19 protein-coding genes are annotated in these 20296 nt (G+C 59.0%); 14 read left to right on the top strand and 5 right to left on the bottom strand.

Annotated features, from left to right (window positions below; translation table 11 throughout):
• Positions 1 to 92: 92 nt before the first annotated feature.
• The 3 genes from CLR77_RS10550 to CLR77_RS10540 all read right to left on the bottom strand — a co-directional run bounded on the left by CLR77_RS10550 (position 93) and on the right by CLR77_RS10540 (position 3447).
• Positions 93 to 1154, bottom strand: a complete 1062-nt coding sequence (locus CLR77_RS10550; RefSeq protein ID WP_097460620.1) for a Glu/Leu/Phe/Val family dehydrogenase — start codon at positions 1152 to 1154, stop codon at positions 93 to 95.
• A 252-nt stretch (positions 1155 to 1406) separates the two neighbouring features.
• Positions 1407 to 2036 carry a peroxiredoxin gene (locus tag CLR77_RS10545; RefSeq protein WP_097460619.1) on the bottom strand — a complete coding sequence of 210 codons (630 nt, stop codon included), beginning with the start codon at positions 2034 to 2036 and terminating at the stop codon, positions 1407 to 1409.
• Positions 2037 to 2223: 187 nt separating this feature from the next.
• Positions 2224 to 3447, bottom strand: coding sequence for an oxygenase MpaB family protein (locus tag CLR77_RS10540; RefSeq protein ID WP_097460618.1), 1224 nt, complete (start codon positions 3445 to 3447; stop codon positions 2224 to 2226).
• A gap of 156 nt (positions 3448 to 3603) precedes the next feature.
• Here CLR77_RS10540 and CLR77_RS10535 point away from each other — a divergent pair, with 156 nt between their 5' ends.
• The 6 genes from CLR77_RS10535 to CLR77_RS10510 all read left to right on the top strand — a co-directional run bounded on the left by CLR77_RS10535 (position 3604) and on the right by CLR77_RS10510 (position 10316).
• Complete coding sequence (locus CLR77_RS10535; RefSeq protein ID WP_097460617.1) at positions 3604 to 4191, top strand: TetR/AcrR family transcriptional regulator; 588 nt, start codon at positions 3604 to 3606, stop codon at positions 4189 to 4191.
• A 12-nt stretch (positions 4192 to 4203) separates the two neighbouring features.
• The gene (locus CLR77_RS10530; protein ID WP_097460616.1) at positions 4204 to 4641 is read left to right on the top strand and encodes an acyl-CoA thioesterase; all 438 of its coding nucleotides are present in this window, start codon (positions 4204 to 4206) and stop codon (positions 4639 to 4641) included.
• Between the two features lie 55 nt (positions 4642 to 4696).
• Positions 4697 to 6367 (top strand): sensor histidine kinase, encoded by a 1671-nt coding sequence (locus tag CLR77_RS10525; RefSeq protein ID WP_097460615.1) that lies wholly within the window; start codon positions 4697 to 4699, stop codon positions 6365 to 6367.
• Positions 6364 to 7056, top strand: a complete 693-nt coding sequence (locus tag CLR77_RS10520) for a response regulator (protein WP_097460614.1) — start codon at positions 6364 to 6366, stop codon at positions 7054 to 7056. Before CLR77_RS10525 ends, CLR77_RS10520 begins: the two co-directional genes overlap by 4 nt.
• A 111-nt stretch (positions 7057 to 7167) precedes the next feature.
• On the top strand, positions 7168 to 8607 hold the full coding sequence (locus CLR77_RS10515) for a carbon starvation CstA family protein (protein ID WP_097460613.1): 1440 nt from the start codon (positions 7168 to 7170) through the stop codon (positions 8605 to 8607).
• A gap of 374 nt (positions 8608 to 8981) precedes the next feature.
• The gene (locus CLR77_RS10510) at positions 8982 to 10316 is read left to right on the top strand and encodes a ferredoxin reductase family protein (RefSeq protein WP_097460612.1); all 1335 of its coding nucleotides are present in this window, start codon (positions 8982 to 8984) and stop codon (positions 10314 to 10316) included.
• A 68-nt stretch (positions 10317 to 10384) separates the two neighbouring features.
• On the opposite strand, the gene CLR77_RS10505 is transcribed toward CLR77_RS10510, so the two are convergent.
• Positions 10385 to 11548 (bottom strand): methyl-accepting chemotaxis protein, encoded by a 1164-nt coding sequence (locus CLR77_RS10505; RefSeq protein ID WP_097460611.1) that lies wholly within the window; start codon positions 11546 to 11548, stop codon positions 10385 to 10387.
• Positions 11549 to 12008: 460 nt separating this feature from the next.
• Between CLR77_RS10505 and CLR77_RS10500 the strand changes: the two genes are divergently transcribed.
• Positions 12009 to 12242: a DUF5062 family protein gene (locus CLR77_RS10500; RefSeq protein ID WP_097460610.1), complete on the top strand. Its 234-nt coding sequence runs from the start codon at positions 12009 to 12011 to the stop codon at positions 12240 to 12242.
• A gap of 85 nt (positions 12243 to 12327) precedes the next feature.
• Here the strand turns inward: CLR77_RS10500 and CLR77_RS10495 are convergent, their stop codons facing one another.
• The gene (locus CLR77_RS10495; RefSeq protein ID WP_097460609.1) at positions 12328 to 12750 is read right to left on the bottom strand and encodes a helix-turn-helix domain-containing protein; all 423 of its coding nucleotides are present in this window, start codon (positions 12748 to 12750) and stop codon (positions 12328 to 12330) included.
• A 112-nt stretch (positions 12751 to 12862) separates the two neighbouring features.
• On the opposite strand from CLR77_RS10495, the gene CLR77_RS10490 reads away from it, so the two are divergent.
• The 7 genes from CLR77_RS10490 (at position 12863) to CLR77_RS10460 (ending at position 20244) form a co-directional block, all read left to right on the top strand.
• The gene (locus tag CLR77_RS10490; protein ID WP_097460608.1) at positions 12863 to 13885 is read left to right on the top strand and encodes a fatty acid desaturase family protein; all 1023 of its coding nucleotides are present in this window, start codon (positions 12863 to 12865) and stop codon (positions 13883 to 13885) included.
• Positions 13886 to 13898: 13 nt separating this feature from the next.
• Positions 13899 to 14714, top strand: a complete 816-nt coding sequence (locus tag CLR77_RS10485; protein ID WP_097460607.1) for an SDR family NAD(P)-dependent oxidoreductase — start codon at positions 13899 to 13901, stop codon at positions 14712 to 14714.
• Between the two features lie 96 nt (positions 14715 to 14810).
• On the top strand, positions 14811 to 16196 hold the full coding sequence (locus CLR77_RS10480; protein ID WP_097460606.1) for a hypothetical protein: 1386 nt from the start codon (positions 14811 to 14813) through the stop codon (positions 16194 to 16196).
• Between the two features lie 229 nt (positions 16197 to 16425).
• Complete coding sequence (locus tag CLR77_RS10475; protein ID WP_158227173.1) at positions 16426 to 17040, top strand: TetR/AcrR family transcriptional regulator; 615 nt, start codon at positions 16426 to 16428, stop codon at positions 17038 to 17040.
• A complete protein-coding gene (locus CLR77_RS10470; protein WP_097460604.1) occupies positions 17037 to 17801 on the top strand; it encodes an outer membrane lipoprotein-sorting protein in 765 nt (254 codons plus the stop codon). Before CLR77_RS10475 ends, CLR77_RS10470 begins: the two co-directional genes overlap by 4 nt.
• Complete coding sequence (locus tag CLR77_RS10465; RefSeq protein WP_097460603.1) at positions 17798 to 19015, top strand: ABC transporter permease; 1218 nt, start codon at positions 17798 to 17800, stop codon at positions 19013 to 19015. Before CLR77_RS10470 ends, CLR77_RS10465 begins: the two co-directional genes overlap by 4 nt.
• Positions 19015 to 20244, top strand: coding sequence for an ABC transporter permease (locus tag CLR77_RS10460; RefSeq protein ID WP_097460602.1), 1230 nt, complete (start codon positions 19015 to 19017; stop codon positions 20242 to 20244). The genes CLR77_RS10465 and CLR77_RS10460 overlap by 1 nt, the downstream gene beginning before the upstream one ends.
• Positions 20245 to 20296 lie beyond the last annotated feature (52 nt).

The following is a 20296-nucleotide window of genomic DNA, read 5'->3' as shown; positions in this document are numbered from 1 at the left end:
ACATGGCAGGCGTGGCCCTATTCTGAGGGTAGCTTCAGGTCTGTAACCAAGGGCCATCCTTGGGATGGCCCTGGTGTCTTCAAGGTCGGGACTTAGCTGTTGCGGAGCTTGAAGCGTTCCTCGGCCAAACGGTCGGCTATATGGCCGGTGGGCAGGTCTTCCCGGTCGGCGCGCAGGAAAATTTCGGTGAGTGTGTGGGCAATGGTGTCGAGGTGCTGCCTGACCGCTTGCGGACCGCCGCCGTGGCGTTCGTAGAAAATATCGATGATGCCGCCGGCGTTGATGGCGTAATCCGGGGCGTACAGGATGCCCCGCTGGCGTAGCATTTCGTCGTGATGGGGTTCGGCCAACTGGTTGTTGGCGGCACCGGCGATGACCTTTGCGTGCAGGTTGCGAATGCTGTCGTCGTTGAAAACAGCGCCAAGGGCGCAGGGAGCGACCACATCCACGGGCAGCCCGAGGATTTCGTCAGCAGTGACCGGTGTGGCACCCAGTTCGTCCACGGCTCGAGCCAGATTGTCGGGCTGGATATCATAGACCCAGAGGCGTGCGCCCGCGTCCTTGAGATGGCGTGCCAGGCGAAAGCCCACGTTGCCCAACCCCTGAATGGCTACGGTGAGGCCTTCCAGATCGCTTCGGCCAAGCTTGTGGCGAACGGCCGCCTGCAGACCGGTGAAGACGCCATAGGCCGTGGCGGGGGACGGGTCGCCGTTGCTGGGCTTGCCGTCGAAGCCGGGGTGATCGGTGATACCGGCCACGTTCCTCGTCTGGCGCCCCATGATCCTCAGGTCGGGTACGCTGGTGCCGGAATCTTCGGCGGCGATGTAGCGGCCGTTTAGGCTTTCCAGGCAACGTCCCATGGATTCCAGCAGGGCTTCGGATTTGTCCTTGCGCGGATCGCCGATAATGACCGACTTGCCGCCGCCAAGGTCCAGGTTGGCGAGGGCGGATTTGTACGTCATTCCGCGTGAGAGGCGCAGCACATCGCGTAGCGCCGCCTCGTCGCTGGCATAGGGATACATGCGGCAGCCGCCGAGGGCTGGGCCGCGATTGCTGTTGTGGATAGCGACAATTGCGCGAAGGCCGGTGTCGGGATCGCAGAAGAACGTCAGCTGTTCGTGGTTGTCGAATTCTGGATGGCTAAAGGGTGTCATGACGAAATCCTCTTCCGCCGAACCGGATCGCGGTCTGGGCGGTTGTCTTGTTGTTATGCCAGCGGGTAGCCGGTCAACTGATTTCAGTGTGGCGCACCCTTTTGGGGCGGGTCACTTTTTGAGCCTAAGGCGCTTTGCAGATGCCGTCAATCACCGAGGACTTGCCAATAGGTATGAGACGTGGGAGCGGGAGAGGAGACGGCCCCCTCCACGGGGTGGCAGGGGCCGTCGGGCTGGCGGTTTACCGAATCGTTACTTCAGTTTGGTGAGGCGCAGGTAGGAACGGATTTCGTCCCAGCCCTGCGGGAACATCTTTTGGGCGTCCTCGTTGCTGATGCTGGGAGGAATGATCACGTCGTCGCCTTTTTGCCAGTCGGCAGGGGTTGCGACGGTGTACTTGTCACCAATCTGCAGTGCATCGATGACCCGCAGGATCTCGTCGAAATTGCGGCCGACCGACATCGGATAGGTCATCATCAGGCGAATCTTCTTTTTGGGGTCGATGATGAACACGGACCGTACGGCCGCAGTGTTGCTCTCGCCCGGGTGAATCATTTCGTAAAGCTGGGCCACCTTGTGGTCCGGGTCTGCGACGATGGGGAATTCCAGTGTGGTGTTCTGGGTATCATTCACATCCAGAATCCACTTGTTGTGCTCTTCCACGGTATCGGTGGACAGGCCCAGGGGCTTGGTGTTGCGTGCCTCGAACTCCTTTGCGAGTTGGGCGGTGCGGCCCATTTCGGTTGTGCAGACCGGGGTGAAATCTGCGGGGTGACTGAAGAAAAAACACCAGGAATCGCCGATCCAGTCATGGAAATGGATCTTGCCTTGGGTGGTATCGATGTCGAAGTCGGGGGCTGTGTCGCCGATATGCAGCGTCATATCAATCTCCTTTTGAGGACTGAGGGATGCGATGTGTCTTTCGCTCGCACCCGTGAGGGAATCGATGACAGGGGATTCACACTGGAATCCAGGGGAATGGCCAGCGTGACACAAACTGAGCACTCTGAGTATGAAACTATGGAGAGGTTGCCTGCCATCGTTGACACACATCAATGATGTCTCGGTCTTATCCCTGATGGCCTGCCACCTGGGTGATGTCGCGGTGTTCCTGTCCAAACAGGATATCCTGTTGCCGTTTCTGAGCCTGCCGTCCCCAGCGCGACAACCGTTGTCGCCCCCCGGGCAGGGCGCGTTGCAACAGGCACCATACTGCGTTTGCCGGTGCAAACATCAGTGGGTACCAGGGCAGGGTCCATACGGGGAGCCCTAAGGCCTTCATGCCCCGCCGCCCGACAAACCAGCGCACCATGCTCAAGTGGACCTGCTTATCCCAGCGTGCCAGAAGCCAGCCAAAATGGGGGTAGTGCCTGCCCAGAGGTTCATCCATCAGGGCGCGGCCAAGCTGCTGGCTGGTCTCGTCGGCGGTCGCCTGGCTGAGCAGGTTCTGGTAAAGGGCGATGTAGCCGTCCTTGAGCGACGCGCTGAGCAGCGTGGAATCGACCCCCATCAACCAGCCGATATAGCGCCATAGATGCATGATGTCTTCGGCCTCGCGGGATGACACCAATGTACCCATGAGACGTTGCCCGAGGATGAAAAGCACGGAAAAGGCGAGATAGGTCGCCTGCATATCCAACTGGTTGACGGGTAATCCCCAGCGTGCGCAGTCCCAATCCTGTCGGTTCAGCAGTTGCCGGCGGATTTGGGCGTGGATCACCCGTACACGCAGCGTGGTCTTGAAACCCTCGCCGTTGCGATCCAGGCCACCGGGAGTCATGCAGTCCATCCACCATTTGGTGGTTTCCGCGATGCGGCGCGACGCCCCTTTCTCCAGTGCACCCGTTTTAACCAGCGTCTGATTGATCGCGCTGGCCTGATAACCCGCCATCAGACCGAGATCGCGTAAGACTCGCATGCCCGTTTTGCCCGACCGGGCGCTGGCATCGAGTCCACGTTGGAGGCGTTCCCGGTCAAGCCATTCCGGCGATTTGTCGACTCGGGCAAACAGTGCCTGCAGGGCTGGCGGAGGATTGGCGAGGCTGTTGATTCCGCGGTTGAGGGCCTGTTCGAACAGGTGGCGGCCGGTGCTGAAGCCGGTAGCGTGCAACCAGTTCACCACGTCATCGGCTAGCGGATCGCCCTGCAGTAGGGTCTGTCCCAGGTGTTGCCATTGCTCCTTGTCGGGTTCTGCGAGGTTTCTGTCACCTATCAACCACGCCAGAGGGCGGGCGATGCTGGCGGCTTCAGTGCGGTTTGCTCCATGACGTAGCGGGGTGGACGAGGCTGGCATAGGGCCCTCCTGTATACGTGGTAATCAGATAGTTGGTACTTCTCGGTACCACTATAGTGCTGTCGCCACCGAATTGGTACTCATGAGTACCATCTTGGTGGCGAGCCTGATGTTTGGTTCATGGACGCGTTCTTCGATGTAACCTAGAATCGCCGTATGACGACGGTTCCCACCACGAACGACCACCGCCAGCGACTGTTGGCGGGACTCGCCGATACGTTGGCGCACAAAGCCTATCGAGATATTACGCTGGCGGACCTCGCGGCTTCGGCGCGGGTGTCACGGCGTACCTTTTATGAGCACTTCGCCAATAAGGACGCCTGCCTTCTCGCCTTGTGCGAAGACACCAGCCGGGACATGATGCAGGTGATCCTTCACGCCAGCGCGCCGGAACAGGCGTGGCCAGCGTTGGTCCGGGATATCACCCGGGCTTATCTGACGGCGATTCAGGCGAAACCGGCATTGATGAAGGCACTCTATATCGAGCTGGCCTCCCTCGGGGAAACCGGGTTGGCGGTGCGGCGGCGTGTGGCTGAACAATTTGCGGGATTTTTGCAGCAACAGGTGGAGCGGCAACGGCTAAGTGGCGTTGCTTTACAAGAACTCGGACAGCCCCTGGCTCTAGCGATTGTCACGGGGATCAACGAGCTTATCCTATATGCTCTCAGCGATGGCCGGGGCGACCGCTTGCTGGAGTTGGCCCCCACGGCCGAGGCCCTGATTTTTTCCGTGGCAGGGCGCTGAGGAGAGTCACCGATGCCTGACAAATTTACCATGCTCATACGTGTGCGCTATGCCGAGTGCGATCCCCAGAAAGTGGTCTTCAATGCCCGCTACGGGGACTATGTCGACCTGGCTGTCACTGAATATTACCGTGCGCTTTTCGGTAGCTACGACAGATTGCTGGAGCAGGGCATCGACAACCAGGTGGTGTCCCTCAAGACGGACTGGCAGTCGTCAGCCAGGTTCGACGACGTACTGCGTATCACCGTCGAGCCTCTCCAATTCGGTCATACCTCCTTCAGCTTCCGTCTGGCATTTTACGACGATGAAACAGGGCGAGGGGTGGCAGTGTCCGATATCACCTATGTGATGGTTCAGGCCGACTCCCACGAAAAAATGGCTATCCCGGCGTTTTTCCGGGAAGCCTTCGAGGAACCCTGCGGTAAACTGGTGAACCTGGCCGGCATCTGAAGCGGCTTCATTGGATCCTGTCCCTGCCCACCCAACCGATTCCGTGATGGAGACGATGGACGTACAACTGGTTGTGCCGTTGTTTCAGCAGATGAGTGTCTATCTGCTGATCGCGTATCTTTTTTCGAAAACTCCGTTATTCCGGCCACTGGCCAACCTGTCCAGCTGGCCGATGCACAAGCTGATGGTGTACGCGATCTTTTCCGGTTTCTGCATCATGGGGACCTATTTCGGTCAGCAGACACTGGATGCGATTGCCAACACCCGGGCGATTGGTGCCATTCTGGGTGGACTCCTGGGCGGTCCTCTGGTGGGGACAGCTGTCGGGTTGACCGGCGGCCTGCATCGCTACTCGCTGGGTGGCTTTACCGATCTGGCGTGTGCGATCTCCACAACCTGGGAAGGCCTGCTGGCCGGGTTGGTCCACGCGTTTTGGCAGCGGCGGGGGCAGACCGAGCGCATATTCAATCCCTGGCAGGCGCTGGTGCTGGGCATTGTGGCAGAGGGCTGCCAGATGCTGATTATCCTGGTGATGGCCAAGCCGTTCGACCAGGCCGTGGCGTTGGTCAAGGCGATCTCGCTGCCGATGATGCTGGCGAATTCCCTGGGTTCCGCGCTGTTCATGGGATTTATTCGTGATGCCAAGTTCCAGACCGACGAATTGGCGTCACGGATCTCCAACCGCGCGCTGCGTATTGCTCGGCGCTGTGTCGGTTTGCTGGATGACGGTTTCAATGCCCGTTCGGCCCAGGCCATCGCCGATGTCGTCAAGGATGAAACCGGGGTGGCGGCGGTTGCCATTACCGATCGCACCCAGATCCTTGGCTTTACCGGCGTCGGGGCGGAGCATCACGAAGTGGGACGCCCGATTTCCTCTGGTATTACGTTGGAAGCCATTCGCGACAATAAGGTGGTCTTTGCCGACGGCCTGACCATTCCCTATCAATGCTCCATCTCCGCCGACTGCGAATTGGGATCTTCGCTGGTGGTGCCGTTGAAGGGGGAGCATGAGGTGATCGGGACCATCAAACTCTATGAGCCCAAACGGAAACTGTTCCGCAACCTTAATCGCAGCCTGGGGGAGGGGATCGCCGGTGTCTTGTCCAACCAGATCCTGCACAGCCAGTTGCAGGCCAGCCGGACGCTATTGGCGGAAGCCGAACTGCGCGCACTGGAAGCCAAGGTCAATCCGCACTTTCTGTTCAACAGTCTCAATACGGTCGCGGCCGTCTTGCGCCGCGCTCCGCAGGAAGCCCGCCACCTGATATTGCATCTGGCAGCGTTCCTGCGCGGTAATCTGGGACGGGATAGCGTCACTGTGTCCCTGGTGCAGGAATTTGCGCATGTCAGTCACTACCTGGCGATAGAAAAGGCGCGCTTCGGGGATCGTCTCCGTTTTATCGAGGAGCTGGACGAGACGCTGGAGGATGAGAAAGTGCCGGCGCTGGCCATTCAGACCCTGGTGGAAAATGCCATCAAGCACGGTATCGGGCGAGCGGAAGAAGGTGGACAGGTGCTTTTATCGGCGCGTCTGGATGGGCATCGCATCTGTGTGGTGGTGGAAGACAGTGCCGCCCGGATGCCGGAGCAGACGGACGGCCTTGGGCTGACCCTGGTTCGCGAGCGCTTTGCCGCCCTGGGCGTCTCTTGTACACTCCAGCTCCAACACCAGGCGGGGCAATACACCCGTGCCGAGCTGAGTTGGCCCAGAGGTACCCTGTCGTGATTCGTGCCCTGATCGTGGATGATGAACCCCTTGCCCGGGAGGAGCTGGCCGCACTGCTGGAGGATGCCGGTGGTGTGAAGGTGATTGGGGAAGCAGGGAATGGCAAGGAGGCGCTGCTGCAGGCAAAGTCGTTGCATCCGGACGTGATTTTCCTGGATGTGGACATGCCGGGACTGTCTGGCGTTGACGTCAGCAGCCTGCTGGTCGACCCGCGGCCGTTACTGGTCTTCGTGACAGCCCATCAGCATTATGCGTTGGATGCCTTTGACGAAGCGGCACTGGATTACCTGCTCAAGCCGGTTGATCCGGAGCGTTTAGCCCGCACCCTCAAACGCATTGAGGCCCGGGGAATCGGCGAGGTCGCACCGTTGGAGCGACTGGCCTGTTATCAGGGCAGCACGGTTCGGCTGGTGGCGCCGGACGATATCGATTGTGCCTATGTGGACCTGACCGGAATCCAGGTGGAGGCGGGTGGCGAGACGCTGCATTGCCAGTTGCCACTGAAGACCCTGGAAGCCCGACTGCCGCTCATCCGTATCCATCGTCAGTATCTGGTCAATCCCGATGCCATCAAGGCGATTGCCCAAAAGGACGGCGGTGCTGAGATCGAAACCCGTCATGGATCGGTCATCCCGGTGTCGCGTCGTTACCTGAAACAACTGAAGGAAAAATACCTCCTGCCATTTTGACCGCTCACTTACGGCTTTCGACCGCTCAGCCAAAAAATGGCTGCCGACCGCTCATCCCGCCCTTAGGCTCGCTCCCGTCACCAACCCTACAAACACAAAAAGGGGGAAGCCATGCAGTGGTTCCTGTTGGGAGCAGCGCTGTTACTCAGCGGATATTTCATCTACGGACGCATCATCGAACGGATCTTCGGTATCAAACCCGAACGTCAGACACCGGCGATTGCCAATAACGACGGTGTTGATTTCGTCCCCATGTCCACCAAGAAGGTGTACCTGGTTCAACTGTTGAACATTGCCGGCCTGGGTCCGATTTTCGGTCCTATCCTGGGCGCGCTGTATGGGCCCGTCGCCCTGTTGTGGATCGTCATCGGCTCCATCTTCGCCGGTGCCGTGCACGATTATTTCTCCGGCATGTTGTCGGTCCGTGCCGGCGGTGCTTCGGTGCCGACCGTCGTAGGGCGGGAACTGGGCACTGCCGCCAAGCATTTCATGAATGGTTTCGCCGTCATTCTGCTGTTGCTGGTCGGTGTGGTCTTCGTCCTGGGGCCGGCCAAGCTGCTGGGCAATCTCTCTGGCACATCCGTGCCGGTGTGGGTGGCCGTCATTTTCGGCTACTACCTGATTGCGACGGTGGTGCCGATCGACAAGATCATCGGCCGCCTCTATCCGGTATTTGGCGCCCTGTTGGTCTTCATGTCCGTCGGCCTGTTGGTGGGACTGATGGTGAGCGACAAGCCCTTCTATGCATCCGGCATCACGCTGGAAAACCTGCATCCCAAGCACCTGCCGCTGTGGCCGTTGCTGTTCATCACCATTGCCTGTGGCGCGCTGTCCGGTTTCCACGCAACCCAGTCTCCGCTGATGGCCCGCTGCATGGAAAACGAGAAAAACGGCCGCTTCGTGTTCTATGGTGCCATGATCGGTGAGGGTGTGATCGCGCTGATCTGGGCGACCCTGGGCATGTCCTTCTATCACAGCCCGGAAGCCCTGAACGCAACACTGGCGCATGGTGGTCCTGCTGCCGTCGTCAATGAAGTGGCGAACTCGCTGCTGGGCCGCGTCGGCGGTGTTCTGGCCATCCTGGGGGTGGTGGTCTTGCCGATTACCTCCGGCGACACCTCTTTCCGGGCTGCTCGCCTGATTCTGTCCGACTTCCTCAAGTTCGACCAGAAGCCGATCGTCAAGCGCCTGATGCTTGCCATCCCGCTGTTTGCTGTCGGCTTCCTGATCAGTCGCATGGACTTCAATGTGATCTGGCGTTACTTCGGCTGGGCCAACCAGATGACTGCGGTAATGATGCTGTGGGCAGCTGCTGCCTGGTTGAAGCGTCACGACAAGTTCCACTGGGTGTGCACTATCCCGGCGACCTTTATGACCGGTGTTGTCAATGCCTACCTGCTGTCGGCAAAAATCGGGTTCGGTTTGCCGCTGAGCGTGGCCGGCCCCATCGGGATTGCGTCCTCCCTGGTGGTTCTGGCTTGGCTGCTACTGCGTGGCCGCCGTGACCAGGATGAGGTCGAGGTAACGGCGTTGGCGCCGGAACAGGCCTGACCCTGAAGTTCACCGCCCTGTCTTGGGATAGGGCGGTGGACGCGATGATCTTCTCTGCGCGCAATGCGTTCCCGTCAGGAAGGTTTTGCGCGTTGTCCTATCCCCGCCGGGTAGATCCCCCCATTCGTTTGGTAACAGCGCCCATTCTTTGGTTCGTCGATTTAACCCTGCCGTGTCAATGGCGTTCTCCACATTGACCTTTGCCATATCAAGAGATGGCTGTTTTATGCCGTAAAAGGATAGCGGCGGTCCGGTAAAGGTCACACACTCGTAAAACGGCGTCTTGGGGACCCTGTATCGATAATACTGCATCCGGCAGACCCCAGGACGTCCCTCTCTATCTCCCTCCGAGCGCTGGATGACGGGTGGTGGCAATGAAGGCAATCCGACTTTCATTTCTGGCAATACTGGTGGTTCCGACAATTCTCTGGCTCTTCGCCGATACCTGGGTGCCGGAGCCTTTCACGTATTTTTCGTTTCGCGCCGTGTTTATTCAATATAGCGGTGTGATCGGCATCGGCGTCATGAGTATCGCGATGCTGCTCGCGTTACGTCCTCATCGGCTGGAACCCATGTTTCACGGTCTGGACAAGATGTATCGCCTGCATAAATGGCTGGGAATTACCGCTTTGGTTGTCGCCATCGTGCATTGGTGGTGGGCGCAGGGAACCAAATGGATGGTCGGCTGGGGATGGCTGACACGTCCGCCGCGCAGAACCGGCGGTGGGCAAGGTCTCGGCCACGTAGACGGATGGCTGCGCAGTCAGCGTGGGTTTGCCGAAAATTTGGGGGAGTGGGCCTTTTATGCGGTGGTGGTGCTTATCGTCTTGGCCCTGATCAAACGTTTCCCCTATCACCTGTTCCAGAAAACCCACAAATGGCTGGCTGTCGGCTACCTGGTGCTGGTGTATCACGCACTGATTCTCACCAAAACCAGTTACTGGGCGCAACCTATCGGCTGGTTACTGGCGATCCTGCTGCTGTCCGGTACCGCCGCCGCATTCTGGATTCTGGCGGGCCGTGTCGGGGCCGGTCGTCGGGTGCTGGGGACCGTTGACGCCCTGACCTACTATCCGGAAATGCGGGTGCTGGAAACCGGTATTCGACTTGAGGAAGGCTGGCCCGGCCATGCCGCGGGTCAGTTTGCCTTTGTGAGGTCCAGCCGCAAGGAAGGCGCACATCCCTATACGATTGCGTCAGCCTGGACCCCGGAGAATCCCCACATCGTCTTTATCACCAAGGCCCTGGGCGATCATACGAGCCGGTTGCGGGAGCACCTGAAAATCGGTTTGCCGGTTTCAGTGGAAGGGCCCTACGGCTGTTTTGATTTTGCCGACGGGCAGCCACGCCAGATCTGGGTCGGGGCGGGCATCGGGATTACCCCGTTTGTGGCGCGTCTCAAACAGTTGGCCGGAGCACCGGATGAAAAGGCCATCGACCTCTTTCATACCACCGCAGATTTCGAGCAGGCGGCCATCGACAAGCTTAAGGCCGACGCCGAGGCGGCCGGCGTGCACCTGCACCTGTTGGTCGACAGTAAGGATGGGCGTCTGGATGGGGAGACTATTCGCAAGGCAGTGCCGGATTGGTCGTCGGCCAGCTTATGGTTCTGTGGCCCTCCGGGATTCGGTAAGGCCCTGCGCGATGACTTTATACGCCATGGCTTGCCGCCGGATCGCTTTCATCAGGAGTTGTTTCATATGCGGTAGTGCTAGAACAGTGCGGATACCGTGCAGGGCTTTGCAGGGCATCCGCACTTTTCTCTACCGGGCCGATCTTAAAGGATCAGGCGCGCTACATTCCCCATGAAGGAGTCGTTTGCCGACCGCACGGCAGCCGGGGCTTCATCTGAATTGCGGTTCAGATCCAGGAGGTGCATCGCCATCTCCCGAATGTTAGCGATGTTCTGATTGATTTCCTGTGAGACCGCGCTCTGTTCTTCCGCCGCGGCCGCCATCTGATCGTTATGTTCCCGGATGCTGATGATGGCGTTAAGCACAGAGTCCAGGCAGCTGCCGATATTGATGACGCTTTCGCTGGAGGTCTCGAAGCTGGTCCGGGTGCGCCCCATGGCGCCTTCCAGGGTTTTCGCGCTGTCTTTTAGCCGGGTTAGCATCTCATCGATTTCGGTCGTGCAGCCCTGGGTTTTTGCCGCCAATGAGCGGACTTCGTCGGCGACGACAGCGAAGCCTCGTCCCTGTTCCCCGGCCCGGGCGGCCTCAATGGCCGCATTGAGTGCCAACAGGTTCGTTTGGTCCGCGATGCCGCCAATAATGGACAAGACGCTGGCGATACGATCGGTGTCCTCGCCCATTCGACGGATGTAGCTATCAACGGCATCCACTTCGGTGTCGAGCGATTTGATGTTGTGGATGGCGGTTACGACAGCAGCCTTCGCCTCGTTGCCCTGCAAGTTGGCCTGTTCCGCTGCCCGTGCCGCGGATGCAGCGTCGCTGGCAACAGATGTGGAGGTTGCCGACATTTCCTGTGCGGCTGTGGCTAATTGATTCGTCTCCCCGACATGGCGGTCCAGTACCTGGGTGACCGAAGAGCCGTTCGACTGAATCTGCTGTACGGCCTCGGAGATACGGGTGCCTTCCTGAACCACGCTGGAGGTGATGTCGTTGACGCCCTTAACCGCCTTGTTCAATGAATTGGCCAGTGCGTTGAAACACCAGCAAAGACTCTGGTTTGAAAGGCTGATTGTCAGGTCCCCACGCGCCATCCTGTCTGTCTCGTCGATATAGCCGAGAAGGTATCGCTGGAGATATTTCCCCATGATCCAGGCTGCCGGCAACTGGGCGACTGCAAGCAGTGTTAACGCTATATCGTCAGGGAGTGTATCTGGACGCAGGTATATCGCCAAAGTGACCACCAGTATGTTCCATGCCAGCAATGCCAGGGTCAGCAGTTGTGGAATTTTCAGCGAAAAGCGGCTCATTTCTCCTCCTCGGAGGGTTCTTCAGTCAAATGGACGACGTGCACCGGTTGCGGTTCGCAAATAGCGCAAACCATTTTTATTTCATGCAGTAAGTTTCAGCGGTCGGCAGATAACGCGGAGACGGCTGGAGTTGCGTTTCTGTACCCCGTTGCAACGCGGAGTTTGAAACATCACCCGCCTGCCTCTGATTCGACGAGAGTCCATTCGGTATGCCGGAAACAGTGAAGACGCCTAAGACGCGCTAATACCTTCTCCTGCCGTTGGCCGGCTGTAGTGCTTAACCAGACCCAATACGCTGAGCGGTTTCTCCCGGATCACGCAACGGGCAGGATTTTCTTTTGCTGGCTGTTGGCGCTACAGGGATTCTGGGTGCATACGCGGGTGCGGGCATCGCGCGGCATGACAGTTGTCGATTACACTGTCCCCCGTGGTTCCCACACAGGCACCTTCGGAGGTCGCTATGAAGAAACTGAAAAACGAAAAGGAATTGGTGAAAAAGGCCATTGAGGAAGGCATGAGATATGGCGAGCAACGAGGCGTTGTAGAGTTTGAGCCGACTGATTCGGCGAATGAAAAAATCGAATACATTTATCGTCTACTGGTCCATGACAAGGTGATACAGCCGATTCCCCAAGACCAGATTTCCCAGCAGTCCATGCGGCATAAGATCGCAATCTGGGCGTCCAAGCTTTAGACGGACCCCTCTTAGGATTGACGATGCCGTTGGAGAGGAGGCGGTTAATCCGCTCGCCTCATTCCCGGACATTTGCGCAACTCATTCACTCCTTCGCCAAAACCTCAATAAAAGCTGACCGGGCTCGGTCGATTACCTCCTCGAACCGTTGTTGCAGTGCCGGTGACATGCGCAGCAGGCGTGAGCGCCGGTCATCTGGATTGTCGATCTCTTCCAGGTGGCCATCCTTGATGGCTTTGTGCACGTATTTCATGGCGGTCTGGGGGCTGACGCCTTTGACGAGGCTATAGGCGTCCGTTTTGGATACGGCCTTGTCCCCACGCTCCCACAACTCGGTGAACAACCGTGAAAAATACACGTCGCTCAGACCGGTTTCGTGAAACGCGATCACCCAGGCTTCATCCAGCTGCTGCAATGCCTGCAGAAAACGGGCGCGCTGCCCGTTGAGGGTGTCCGCGGCGGGAGGGCCCTGATGCTGGCCTGACCCGGTGGTTTGGGGCGTTTTCATTCGATTCTTTCCTGCCTGGCTTGGATATGGGTTGTTTTTATATAAAAGTATATATAAATTTATATGTAAAATTTAATGTAAATTGGCTTTGCCCTCTCAGGAGGTGACTGAGGTGACGATCGCCGTTTCGCAGCAGCGAAAGCTTTTCCGGGAAGAACAGGGTATTTTGCCAAACAGCCTGGCCCTGGCGTGGACGACGTTCGGGTGGCTCGCTGCCTTCGTTTTGATGGGCCAGCAAAGCAGCCTGCTTAATATCGTTGGTGTGTTGCTGTGTGCTCATACGATGATTCTGGCGGCTTATCTCATCCATGAGGCCGCTCACTACACACTCTTTGCCCGCCCCAATGCCAACCGGTTCGTCGGTGAGTGGATGAGCTTCATCGCGGGCTCTTCCTATGCCGCTTTCGAACGTATTCGGCATCTGCATATTCGGCATCATCGTGACCGGGCGGATATTGCCTGTTTCGATTTCAAGGCCGTTCTGGCTCGCTGGCCAGTAGTAAGGCGGGTACTGGAGGTCCTCGAATGGGCCTATATTCCCGCCACGGAAATCCTGATGCATCTGCAGGTGGTGTGGCGACCGCTTTTTGTGGCCTCCCAGCGCCGTTATCTGCGACGGGCGCTGGGGATGCTGTTGGTGCGGAGCCTTCTGCTGGTAGCGCTTGCTGCCTGGTCGATCAAGGCGTTCCTGCTGTATTTCCTGGCCTATGGCCTGCTGTTGCATGTGCTCAATTTTTTCGATGCCTTCCATCACACCTTTGAGCAGTTTTTCGTTGCGGAGAACGAACCTGTACCGTTGGATAACAGGGGCCGCGCTTACGAACAGGCCAACACCTTCTCCAACCTGGTGTCCCGGCGCTGGCCCGTGCTCAATCTGCTGACGCTGAATTTCGGCTACCACAACGCCCACCATGAGCGCGCCTCCGTGCCTTGGTATCGGCTGCCCGCGACCCATCTTGAGCTTTATGGCAGTCAGGCGGTGGCGGTTATGCCATTGAGCGAATTGCTGGGTACCTGGCACCGCAACCGGGTGCGGCGTGTCCATGCTGACGATTATGGCTCGCCGGGCGAAGGTGTTCGAGGGGCGGATGACTTTATCGGCGCCCATGGGGTGTCTTTCCTGACCGTGATCTAAAGGAGATCGCAACATGAGTGAGCAGGTGCAACCAATAGCGGCTCAGGCAGTGCCGCCTTCGCTGCAAGGGCGGCGGGCGTTGGTAACAGGCACTGCCGGAGGCATCGGTGGTGCCATTGCCCAGGCGCTGGTTGCCCGCGGTGCCTGGGTGCATGGTCTGGATCGCGATGGTCAGGGGCAGGCCCGCTTGCGAGCGACCATCGACGTGCTGCATCCGCCGGGACGCTTTCTGCCTTATCAGGTAGATATTGCGGACCCGCTGGCCCTGGACGGAATGCTCGCAGAACTCGCCGGTACGGTGCTGGCGGAAGGCTGCGACATCCTGGTGAATGCGGCCGGGATCAGTCGTACCCGGAAATTCGAGGAGAGTGACGACGCGTTGCTGGACTCCCTCTTTGCGGTAAATTTCAGGGCTGCCTTCCGGATAACCCGGGCATTGGTGCCCATGTTGAAAAATAGCGGAAGGGCCAGTGTCATCAATGTCGCGTCCGAGCTGGCATTGATTGGACAGCCACTCTATAGCGCCTACAGCGCCAGCAAAGGCGCCATGTTGTCCTGGACGCGGGCGCTGGCGGTCGAATTGGGGCGGTGTGGGGTTCGGGTCAACGCGGTTTGCCCCGGGCCGGTGGATACGGCCATGTTGGCGGCTGAGTTTGAGGCGACTGAAAGTCCAGTGTCCGCGAGGAAAGCTGAAATAGCTACGGTGCCTCTGGGCCACTTGGGAGCGCCGGCCGATATCGCCAGTGTGGTGGCGTTTCTGGCCAGCGATGAAGCGGGTTTCGTCAATGGCGCCGTCTGGCCGGTGGATGGTGGCAAAACGGCAGCCTAGGCCTGCTCTTAAGAGGAGCGACCGGCGATCGCCTTGATGGGCCGGAATCCATGACATAAGTTGAAGTCTGGGTTCTTACGATGTCGAGGTGATTTGATGCTGGTCCTGTTTCCCGATGACCGCCGAGTGGCGGCAACGAATATTACCTATCGACAGGCGGAAATCGCGCCGAGTCCGGGCCTGCTGACACCTGAGTTCCATTGGGAGGGGCATAGGACCAACCTTTACGGTTCGGTGTTTAAGTCGGCCAATGGCTACGAAATGTATTACCAGTGCCACTTTGCCGAGCGCATCGGCTACGCCGTTTCCGGTGATGGCTTCAACTGGACCCGGCCGCTGCTCAACCGGACCGACCTGTCTGCGCCTGCCCATGCGATGGTCCAGGGCAACGACCGGATTGGCGTCATCCCTGGACCGGCGGTCGGGGAGGATGACGACGAATCGCTGGAACTGACCAACCTGGTGGCCGGCTATCACATGCCCAGCGTGATCTACGAGCCGGAGACCGACGCCCCCTACAAGATGTTCGTGTTCGGTGAGGAAGGCTACCGTGTCCTGTATTCGAAAAGCGGTAAGCGTTTTGTCGAATACCCGGATAATCCGGCGATTTCGACACTGCTCTATAAGAACTCGCACACCAATAAGATATGGGCCAGCGATGTGGCTCCCTGTTTCAAGGACCGGTCTGGCTATACGGCCATGGTCAAGACCTATGTCATCGATGACGAGAACCGGACCTTGCGCTGCGTCGGCCGCAGCACCAGCGACGACTTCCGCGAATGGAGCGAGGTGAAGACTCTTTGGGTACCGGGGCCGGATGAGCATGCCATTGCCCAATCCCGCGGTTTCTCATGGGCAGATTTCTATGGCCTGTGTCCCTTCGCCTACGGCGACGGCTACCTGGGGCTTCTATGGTTATTCGAGATCGATCGCGAGCTGCCCCACGGTACCAATAAGGGAAAAATGGAGGTCTTCCTGGCCTACAGTCCGGATGGCGAACAATGGCGTCGCCTTAGCGATACGCCGCTGATTCCCTGGGACCTGAACTTCGGAGCCGATGGGGGCATGGTGACGACGGCGTCGGCGCCGGTTTTCGAAGAGAACGAAATCCGTATCTATTATTCAGACAGCAATTTCGAGCATGGGGTCGGCGAGAAGGACTTACCCATGCATCTGGACGCGCCAACCTGGAAGATCCGGTGCGCGCAGGTGCCGAAAGAACGGCTGGTCGGAGCCTATTCCGCGCGGGGGGAGCTGTGTCTGCAATCCATGGATTTTGAGGGGCGGCAATTGCGCTTGAACCTGGACTGCCGGCAGGGGACCGTGCGCCTGGACTTCGAAGTAGGGGGGCGCAGCGTTGCTTCTCAAACGGTGGAGCAGCGGGATAACATGGACTGCTGGCTGACGCCTGCTTTCCAGGGCGAGGCTGCCCTGAGAGTGACACTCGAGAACGCGACCTTATACGCGCTGGAACTCCGTTAGCTGCCCGTGCCCGCCTGAGAAGAGGGGGCGCCTCTCGCCCCCTTTCTCCCTTCTCTATTGCTACCTCGCTGATTTTGCTTGCCGCTTCTCCTGAAAATGGATGTGGTGGTGTTTTATTGACCGGCTGGCACCCTTTGGTTTATTTTATGACTGACTGGTCGGTCATTTATAAAATGAGCAGCGAAAACATCCCCTAACAATCGTGCATGGCAGGCGTATGGCGAGAATTGTGGATAAGGAGGCAAAGCGGGCATCCATTACCGAGGCGGCAGTGGAAGTGTTTGCCCGTAAAGGTTTTCAGGGGACCTCCATGGACGACGTGGCCGAGCAGGCCGGTGTCAGTAAAGGCTCCCTATACGCCTACTTCCAAAACAAGGAAGACCTCTTTTACGCCACCTTCGAATGGTTCAACCAGCGCACGATGGCAGAGGGAATGGCGGCGTTGCAGGCGGCGCCCACAGCATGCGAAAAGTTGCGCGCGCTTGGCCGGGTCACGGTGGAATCGTTGGCCAGCAATCTGGAGTTGTATCCGCTGACGCTGGAAGTCTGGGCGGCCGCCGGTTCGGGTGAAGGGCGTGAGCGTTTTGCCGGTGCGATGCGTCATCTGTATGACGAATTCCGACGCCTGGTGGAAATGATCATCCGCGTGGGGCAGGGCAGTGGAGAGTTCCGGGCTGACCTTGAGGTGCCGGCTCTTTCAGCGCTGCTGGTCGGTGCGCTGGATGGTTTGATGTTGCAGTGCTGGCTCAAACCGGACCTGCCTGCGATGAACTATTTCGATAGCTATCTGGATGTCCTGTTCAGGGGTATGCACCCCCCCTTTCAACCTGGAGGAAAGGCATGAAATTTGGCGCAATGCTGGTTGTTCTTGGGCTGGGCTGGGGCGCAGCGGCAGTGCAGGCGGCACCGGACCCGTCGGCGTTGGTGAAGTCGGCGTTCGACAACTGGCGAGGGACCACATCCTATACGGAAATCCATATGAGCATTCATCGCCCCGACTGGAGCCGGGACCTTGCCATGGAATCCTGGACCCGTGGCGACGATGATGCACTGGTGCGTTTTACCGGACCGGCCAAGGACGCCGGCAATGCCACCCTCAAACTGGGGGTGGCAATGTGGTTGTTCAATCCAAAACTCAACCAGATCATTAAGCTGCCGGCCAGCATGATGGCCCAATCCTGGATGGGTTCGGACTTCTCCTACAACGATCTGGCCAAGGCCAATACGGTGTTGACCGACTACCGGCACAGGCTGCTCAAGTCGGAGACGGCAGATGGGCACAAGGTCTACACCATCGAAGCGCTACCCAAGCCCGACGCCGCGGTCGTCTGGGGCAAGCAGGTCCTGCGTATCCGCGACGACGGCGTCATTCTCGACGAGACCTACTATGACCAGGATATGCAGCCGGTCCGGGAAATGACGACCTTCAAGGTCGGTCGCCTGGGAGACCGTCCCTATCCGGTGGGGATGGAGATGAAGCCGTTGAACAAGCCCGGCCACTGGACCCGGATCGAGGTGTCCAAGGGGCGCTTTAACCTGACATTACCCGGTTATCTGTTTACCCAGTCCAACTTGCGCAACCCCCGGCCCTGGAGTCTGCAATGATTGCCCGGCTTGCATGGCGCAATCTCTGGCGGCAACCCCGGCGCACTGTGTTGAGTGTACTGACCATTGCCTTTGCCTGCGTTGTCACCATTTTCCTGTTGGCGTTGCAGCAAGGCACCTATAGCACCATGAAAGAAAATGTGCTGAAGCTCTACGACGGCTATGCCCAGGTCCAGCCGCCGGAGTACGCGGATGACCCTGAATTACGCAAGACGATCGATCACCCGGCAGCGCTGATACAGCGCCTGGAAGCCGAAACCGGTATCAGCACCGTGGCGCCGCGGGCTATGACCTACGCGGTGTTGTCTCGCCACAACCGCAGTTACGGCGCGGCGGTCGTTGGCGTATCACCCGAGGCGGAGGCCAAGGTGTCGGTACTGGCGCACACGATCCGTAAAGGCCACTTCCTGCAGGAGGGGGACGCCCAGAGCATTGTGCTGGGCGAGGGGCTGGCACGGGATCTCCATGTCGGTGTCGGTGATTCAGTGACGCTTCTGGGGGCCGACCGGGATGGCTCCCTGGCGGCCGACGTCCTTAAGGTCGAGGGTATTTTTGCCAGCGGTAACGACAACCTGGACCGGCAGATGAGCCTGATTCCCCTGGCGCGATTCCAGACGGATTTTGCCATGGGGAAACGAGTCAACACTCTGGTGTTGGGCGGCCCCTCGCTGGCGGCAGTCAATGAGGCCGTGGCGGATGCAAGGCCCTGGATCGCCCAGGAGGGCCTGACCATACAAGACTGGGGGGCACTGGAGCCGGGGCTGAAGGCGGCTATCGAATTGGATGCCAGCACGTCCAGCCTCTGGTATGTCAGCCTGATCGTGGTGGTGGTCTTTATCCTTCTCAACACGCTGTTGATGTCAGTTTTCGAGCGTACGCGGGAATTTGGCGTCCTGCTGGCTATCGGTATGCAGCCCGCAAAACTCGGCAGGATGGTTTGGATGGAGTTGTCGCTGCTCGCTGCGCTCGGAGTGCTGGCCGGTCTGGTCTTGGGCCTGGCGGTGACTGGCTGGTACAGCATTCACGGCCTGTCGCTGGGTGGTGAGGCGTTATTCGCCCAATGGGGGCTGCCCGGGTTGATGTACCCCAGGCTATCGGCGTTCAGCACGCTCGCCGGTCCCCTGGTGATCGGCGTCTGTATCCTGCTGACGGGGTTCATTCCCTACCGGCGCATACAGCGGATGATCCCGATGACTGCCATGAGGGCCACCTGATGAACCGGTTCCTGTTATTGCTACCGCTAGCCTGGCGTAATGTCTGGCGCAATCGTCGCCGTACCCTTATCACGTTGGCTGTGGTGGCCGTGGGCGTCTGGTCGATCCTGGCCTTTTCCTCGCTGTTGGAGGCGTGGGCACGGAGCAGTCGTGATGCGAGTCTGAACCTGCTGACCGGTGACGGACAGATACACGCGCAGGGCTATAGGGATGATCCCGCCATCCAGCACAGTTTCGCCACACCGCCTGCTGACGGTGCCTTGGTCAAGGTGCTGAACGGGTCTCATGTGTCCCGGTGGTCTGGCCGTGTCCGCACACCGGGTATTGTCCAAAGCGAATTCAAGACGCTGCCGATCACCTTGGTGGGGATTGACCCGGAGCGGGAACGCGGGCTGTCTTTTATCGCCACTTCGGTCACCCAGGGAGCCTATCTCAGCGGTACCTCCGGTAACGGCATACTGCTGGGCCAGCATCTTGCCCACCGCCTGGGAACGGGGATCGGGAAGCGTGTGGTCCTGATGGGGTTGGGTATGGATGACGCCCTGGCGCAGGGAGGCTTCCGGGTCGTGGGCCTGTTCCAGGCACCGCGGGATATGGAAGACAGCGTCGTCTTTATCGGTAGGGCTGCCGCCCAGCGGCTGTTGAAAGCGCCGGGGCGTCTTTCCGAAATCGCCTTCAAGGCGCCGACCCAGTCGGACCTGACTCCTGCCATCCAGGCGTTGCGTAAAGCTGCCCCGTCTCTGGATATCCAGCCCTGGCAGATTTTACAGCCGCTCACCAAGGCCGTGTCGAACCTGTCCGACGGCTTTGTGATGGTCTGGTTGTGGATCATGTTCGTGCTGATGGCGCTGGGTATCGTCAATACGCAGCTGATGTCCGTCTTCGAGCGGGTCAGGGAATTTGGTCTTTTGCAGGCACTGGGATTGCGCCCTGGCGATGTGATGCGTGAGGTGTTGGCGGAATCCTGCCTGCTGGTGGGGTTGGGGGTTGTCTTGGGCGTCTTGGCGGCGGTGATGACTGTCGGCGCGTTGCACGATGGTATCAATCTCGGTTTTCTGGCAAAGGGTGCCGAATGGCTGGGCGCGCAGCACGTGCTCTATCCCCGCATCGATGGGACCGAGTATCTGCTCCTGAGCGTCGTGATATGGGGGCTGAGTATGCTCGCTTCCCTATGGCCGAGCTGGCGAGCGGGGCGTTACAGCCCTCAGGAGGCGATGTCCAGGACATGACGAACGATGACCGGAACGGCAGTCAGCCGCGCCACCAGGGCGTGTTTTGTGA

The organism is Mangrovitalea sediminis (genome assembly GCF_002514725.1).
Taxonomy (GTDB): Bacteria; Pseudomonadota; Gammaproteobacteria; order Pseudomonadales; family Oleiphilaceae; genus Mangrovitalea; species Mangrovitalea sediminis.
Note: the sequence above shows the minus strand (reverse complement) of the source record. Positions and strands in the feature narration are given on the sequence as shown.

Coding starts and splice junctions, on each gene's coding strand:
- CLR77_RS10550 (WP_097460620.1), bottom strand. CDS start 1,154: ATGACACCCTTTAGCCATCCAGAATTCGACAACCACGAACAGCTGACG.
- CLR77_RS10545 (WP_097460619.1), bottom strand. CDS start 2,036: ATGACGCTGCATATCGGCGACACAGCCCCCGACTTCGACATCGATACC.
- CLR77_RS10540 (WP_097460618.1), bottom strand. CDS start 3,447: ATGCCAGCCTCGTCCACCCCGCTACGTCATGGAGCAAACCGCACTGAA.
- CLR77_RS10535 (WP_097460617.1), top strand. CDS start 3,604: ATGACGACGGTTCCCACCACGAACGACCACCGCCAGCGACTGTTGGCG.
- CLR77_RS10530 (WP_097460616.1), top strand. CDS start 4,204: ATGCCTGACAAATTTACCATGCTCATACGTGTGCGCTATGCCGAGTGC.
- CLR77_RS10525 (WP_097460615.1), top strand. CDS start 4,697: ATGGACGTACAACTGGTTGTGCCGTTGTTTCAGCAGATGAGTGTCTAT.
- CLR77_RS10515 (WP_097460613.1), top strand. CDS start 7,168: ATGCAGTGGTTCCTGTTGGGAGCAGCGCTGTTACTCAGCGGATATTTC.
- CLR77_RS10510 (WP_097460612.1), top strand. CDS start 8,982: ATGAAGGCAATCCGACTTTCATTTCTGGCAATACTGGTGGTTCCGACA.
- CLR77_RS10505 (WP_097460611.1), bottom strand. CDS start 11,548: ATGAGCCGCTTTTCGCTGAAAATTCCACAACTGCTGACCCTGGCATTG.
- CLR77_RS10500 (WP_097460610.1), top strand. CDS start 12,009: ATGAAGAAACTGAAAAACGAAAAGGAATTGGTGAAAAAGGCCATTGAG.
- CLR77_RS10495 (WP_097460609.1), bottom strand. CDS start 12,750: ATGAAAACGCCCCAAACCACCGGGTCAGGCCAGCATCAGGGCCCTCCC.
- CLR77_RS10485 (WP_097460607.1), top strand. CDS start 13,899: ATGAGTGAGCAGGTGCAACCAATAGCGGCTCAGGCAGTGCCGCCTTCG.
- CLR77_RS10480 (WP_097460606.1), top strand. CDS start 14,811: ATGCTGGTCCTGTTTCCCGATGACCGCCGAGTGGCGGCAACGAATATT.
- CLR77_RS10470 (WP_097460604.1), top strand. CDS start 17,037: ATGAAATTTGGCGCAATGCTGGTTGTTCTTGGGCTGGGCTGGGGCGCA.
- CLR77_RS10465 (WP_097460603.1), top strand. CDS start 17,798: ATGATTGCCCGGCTTGCATGGCGCAATCTCTGGCGGCAACCCCGGCGC.
- CLR77_RS10460 (WP_097460602.1), top strand. CDS start 19,015: ATGAACCGGTTCCTGTTATTGCTACCGCTAGCCTGGCGTAATGTCTGG.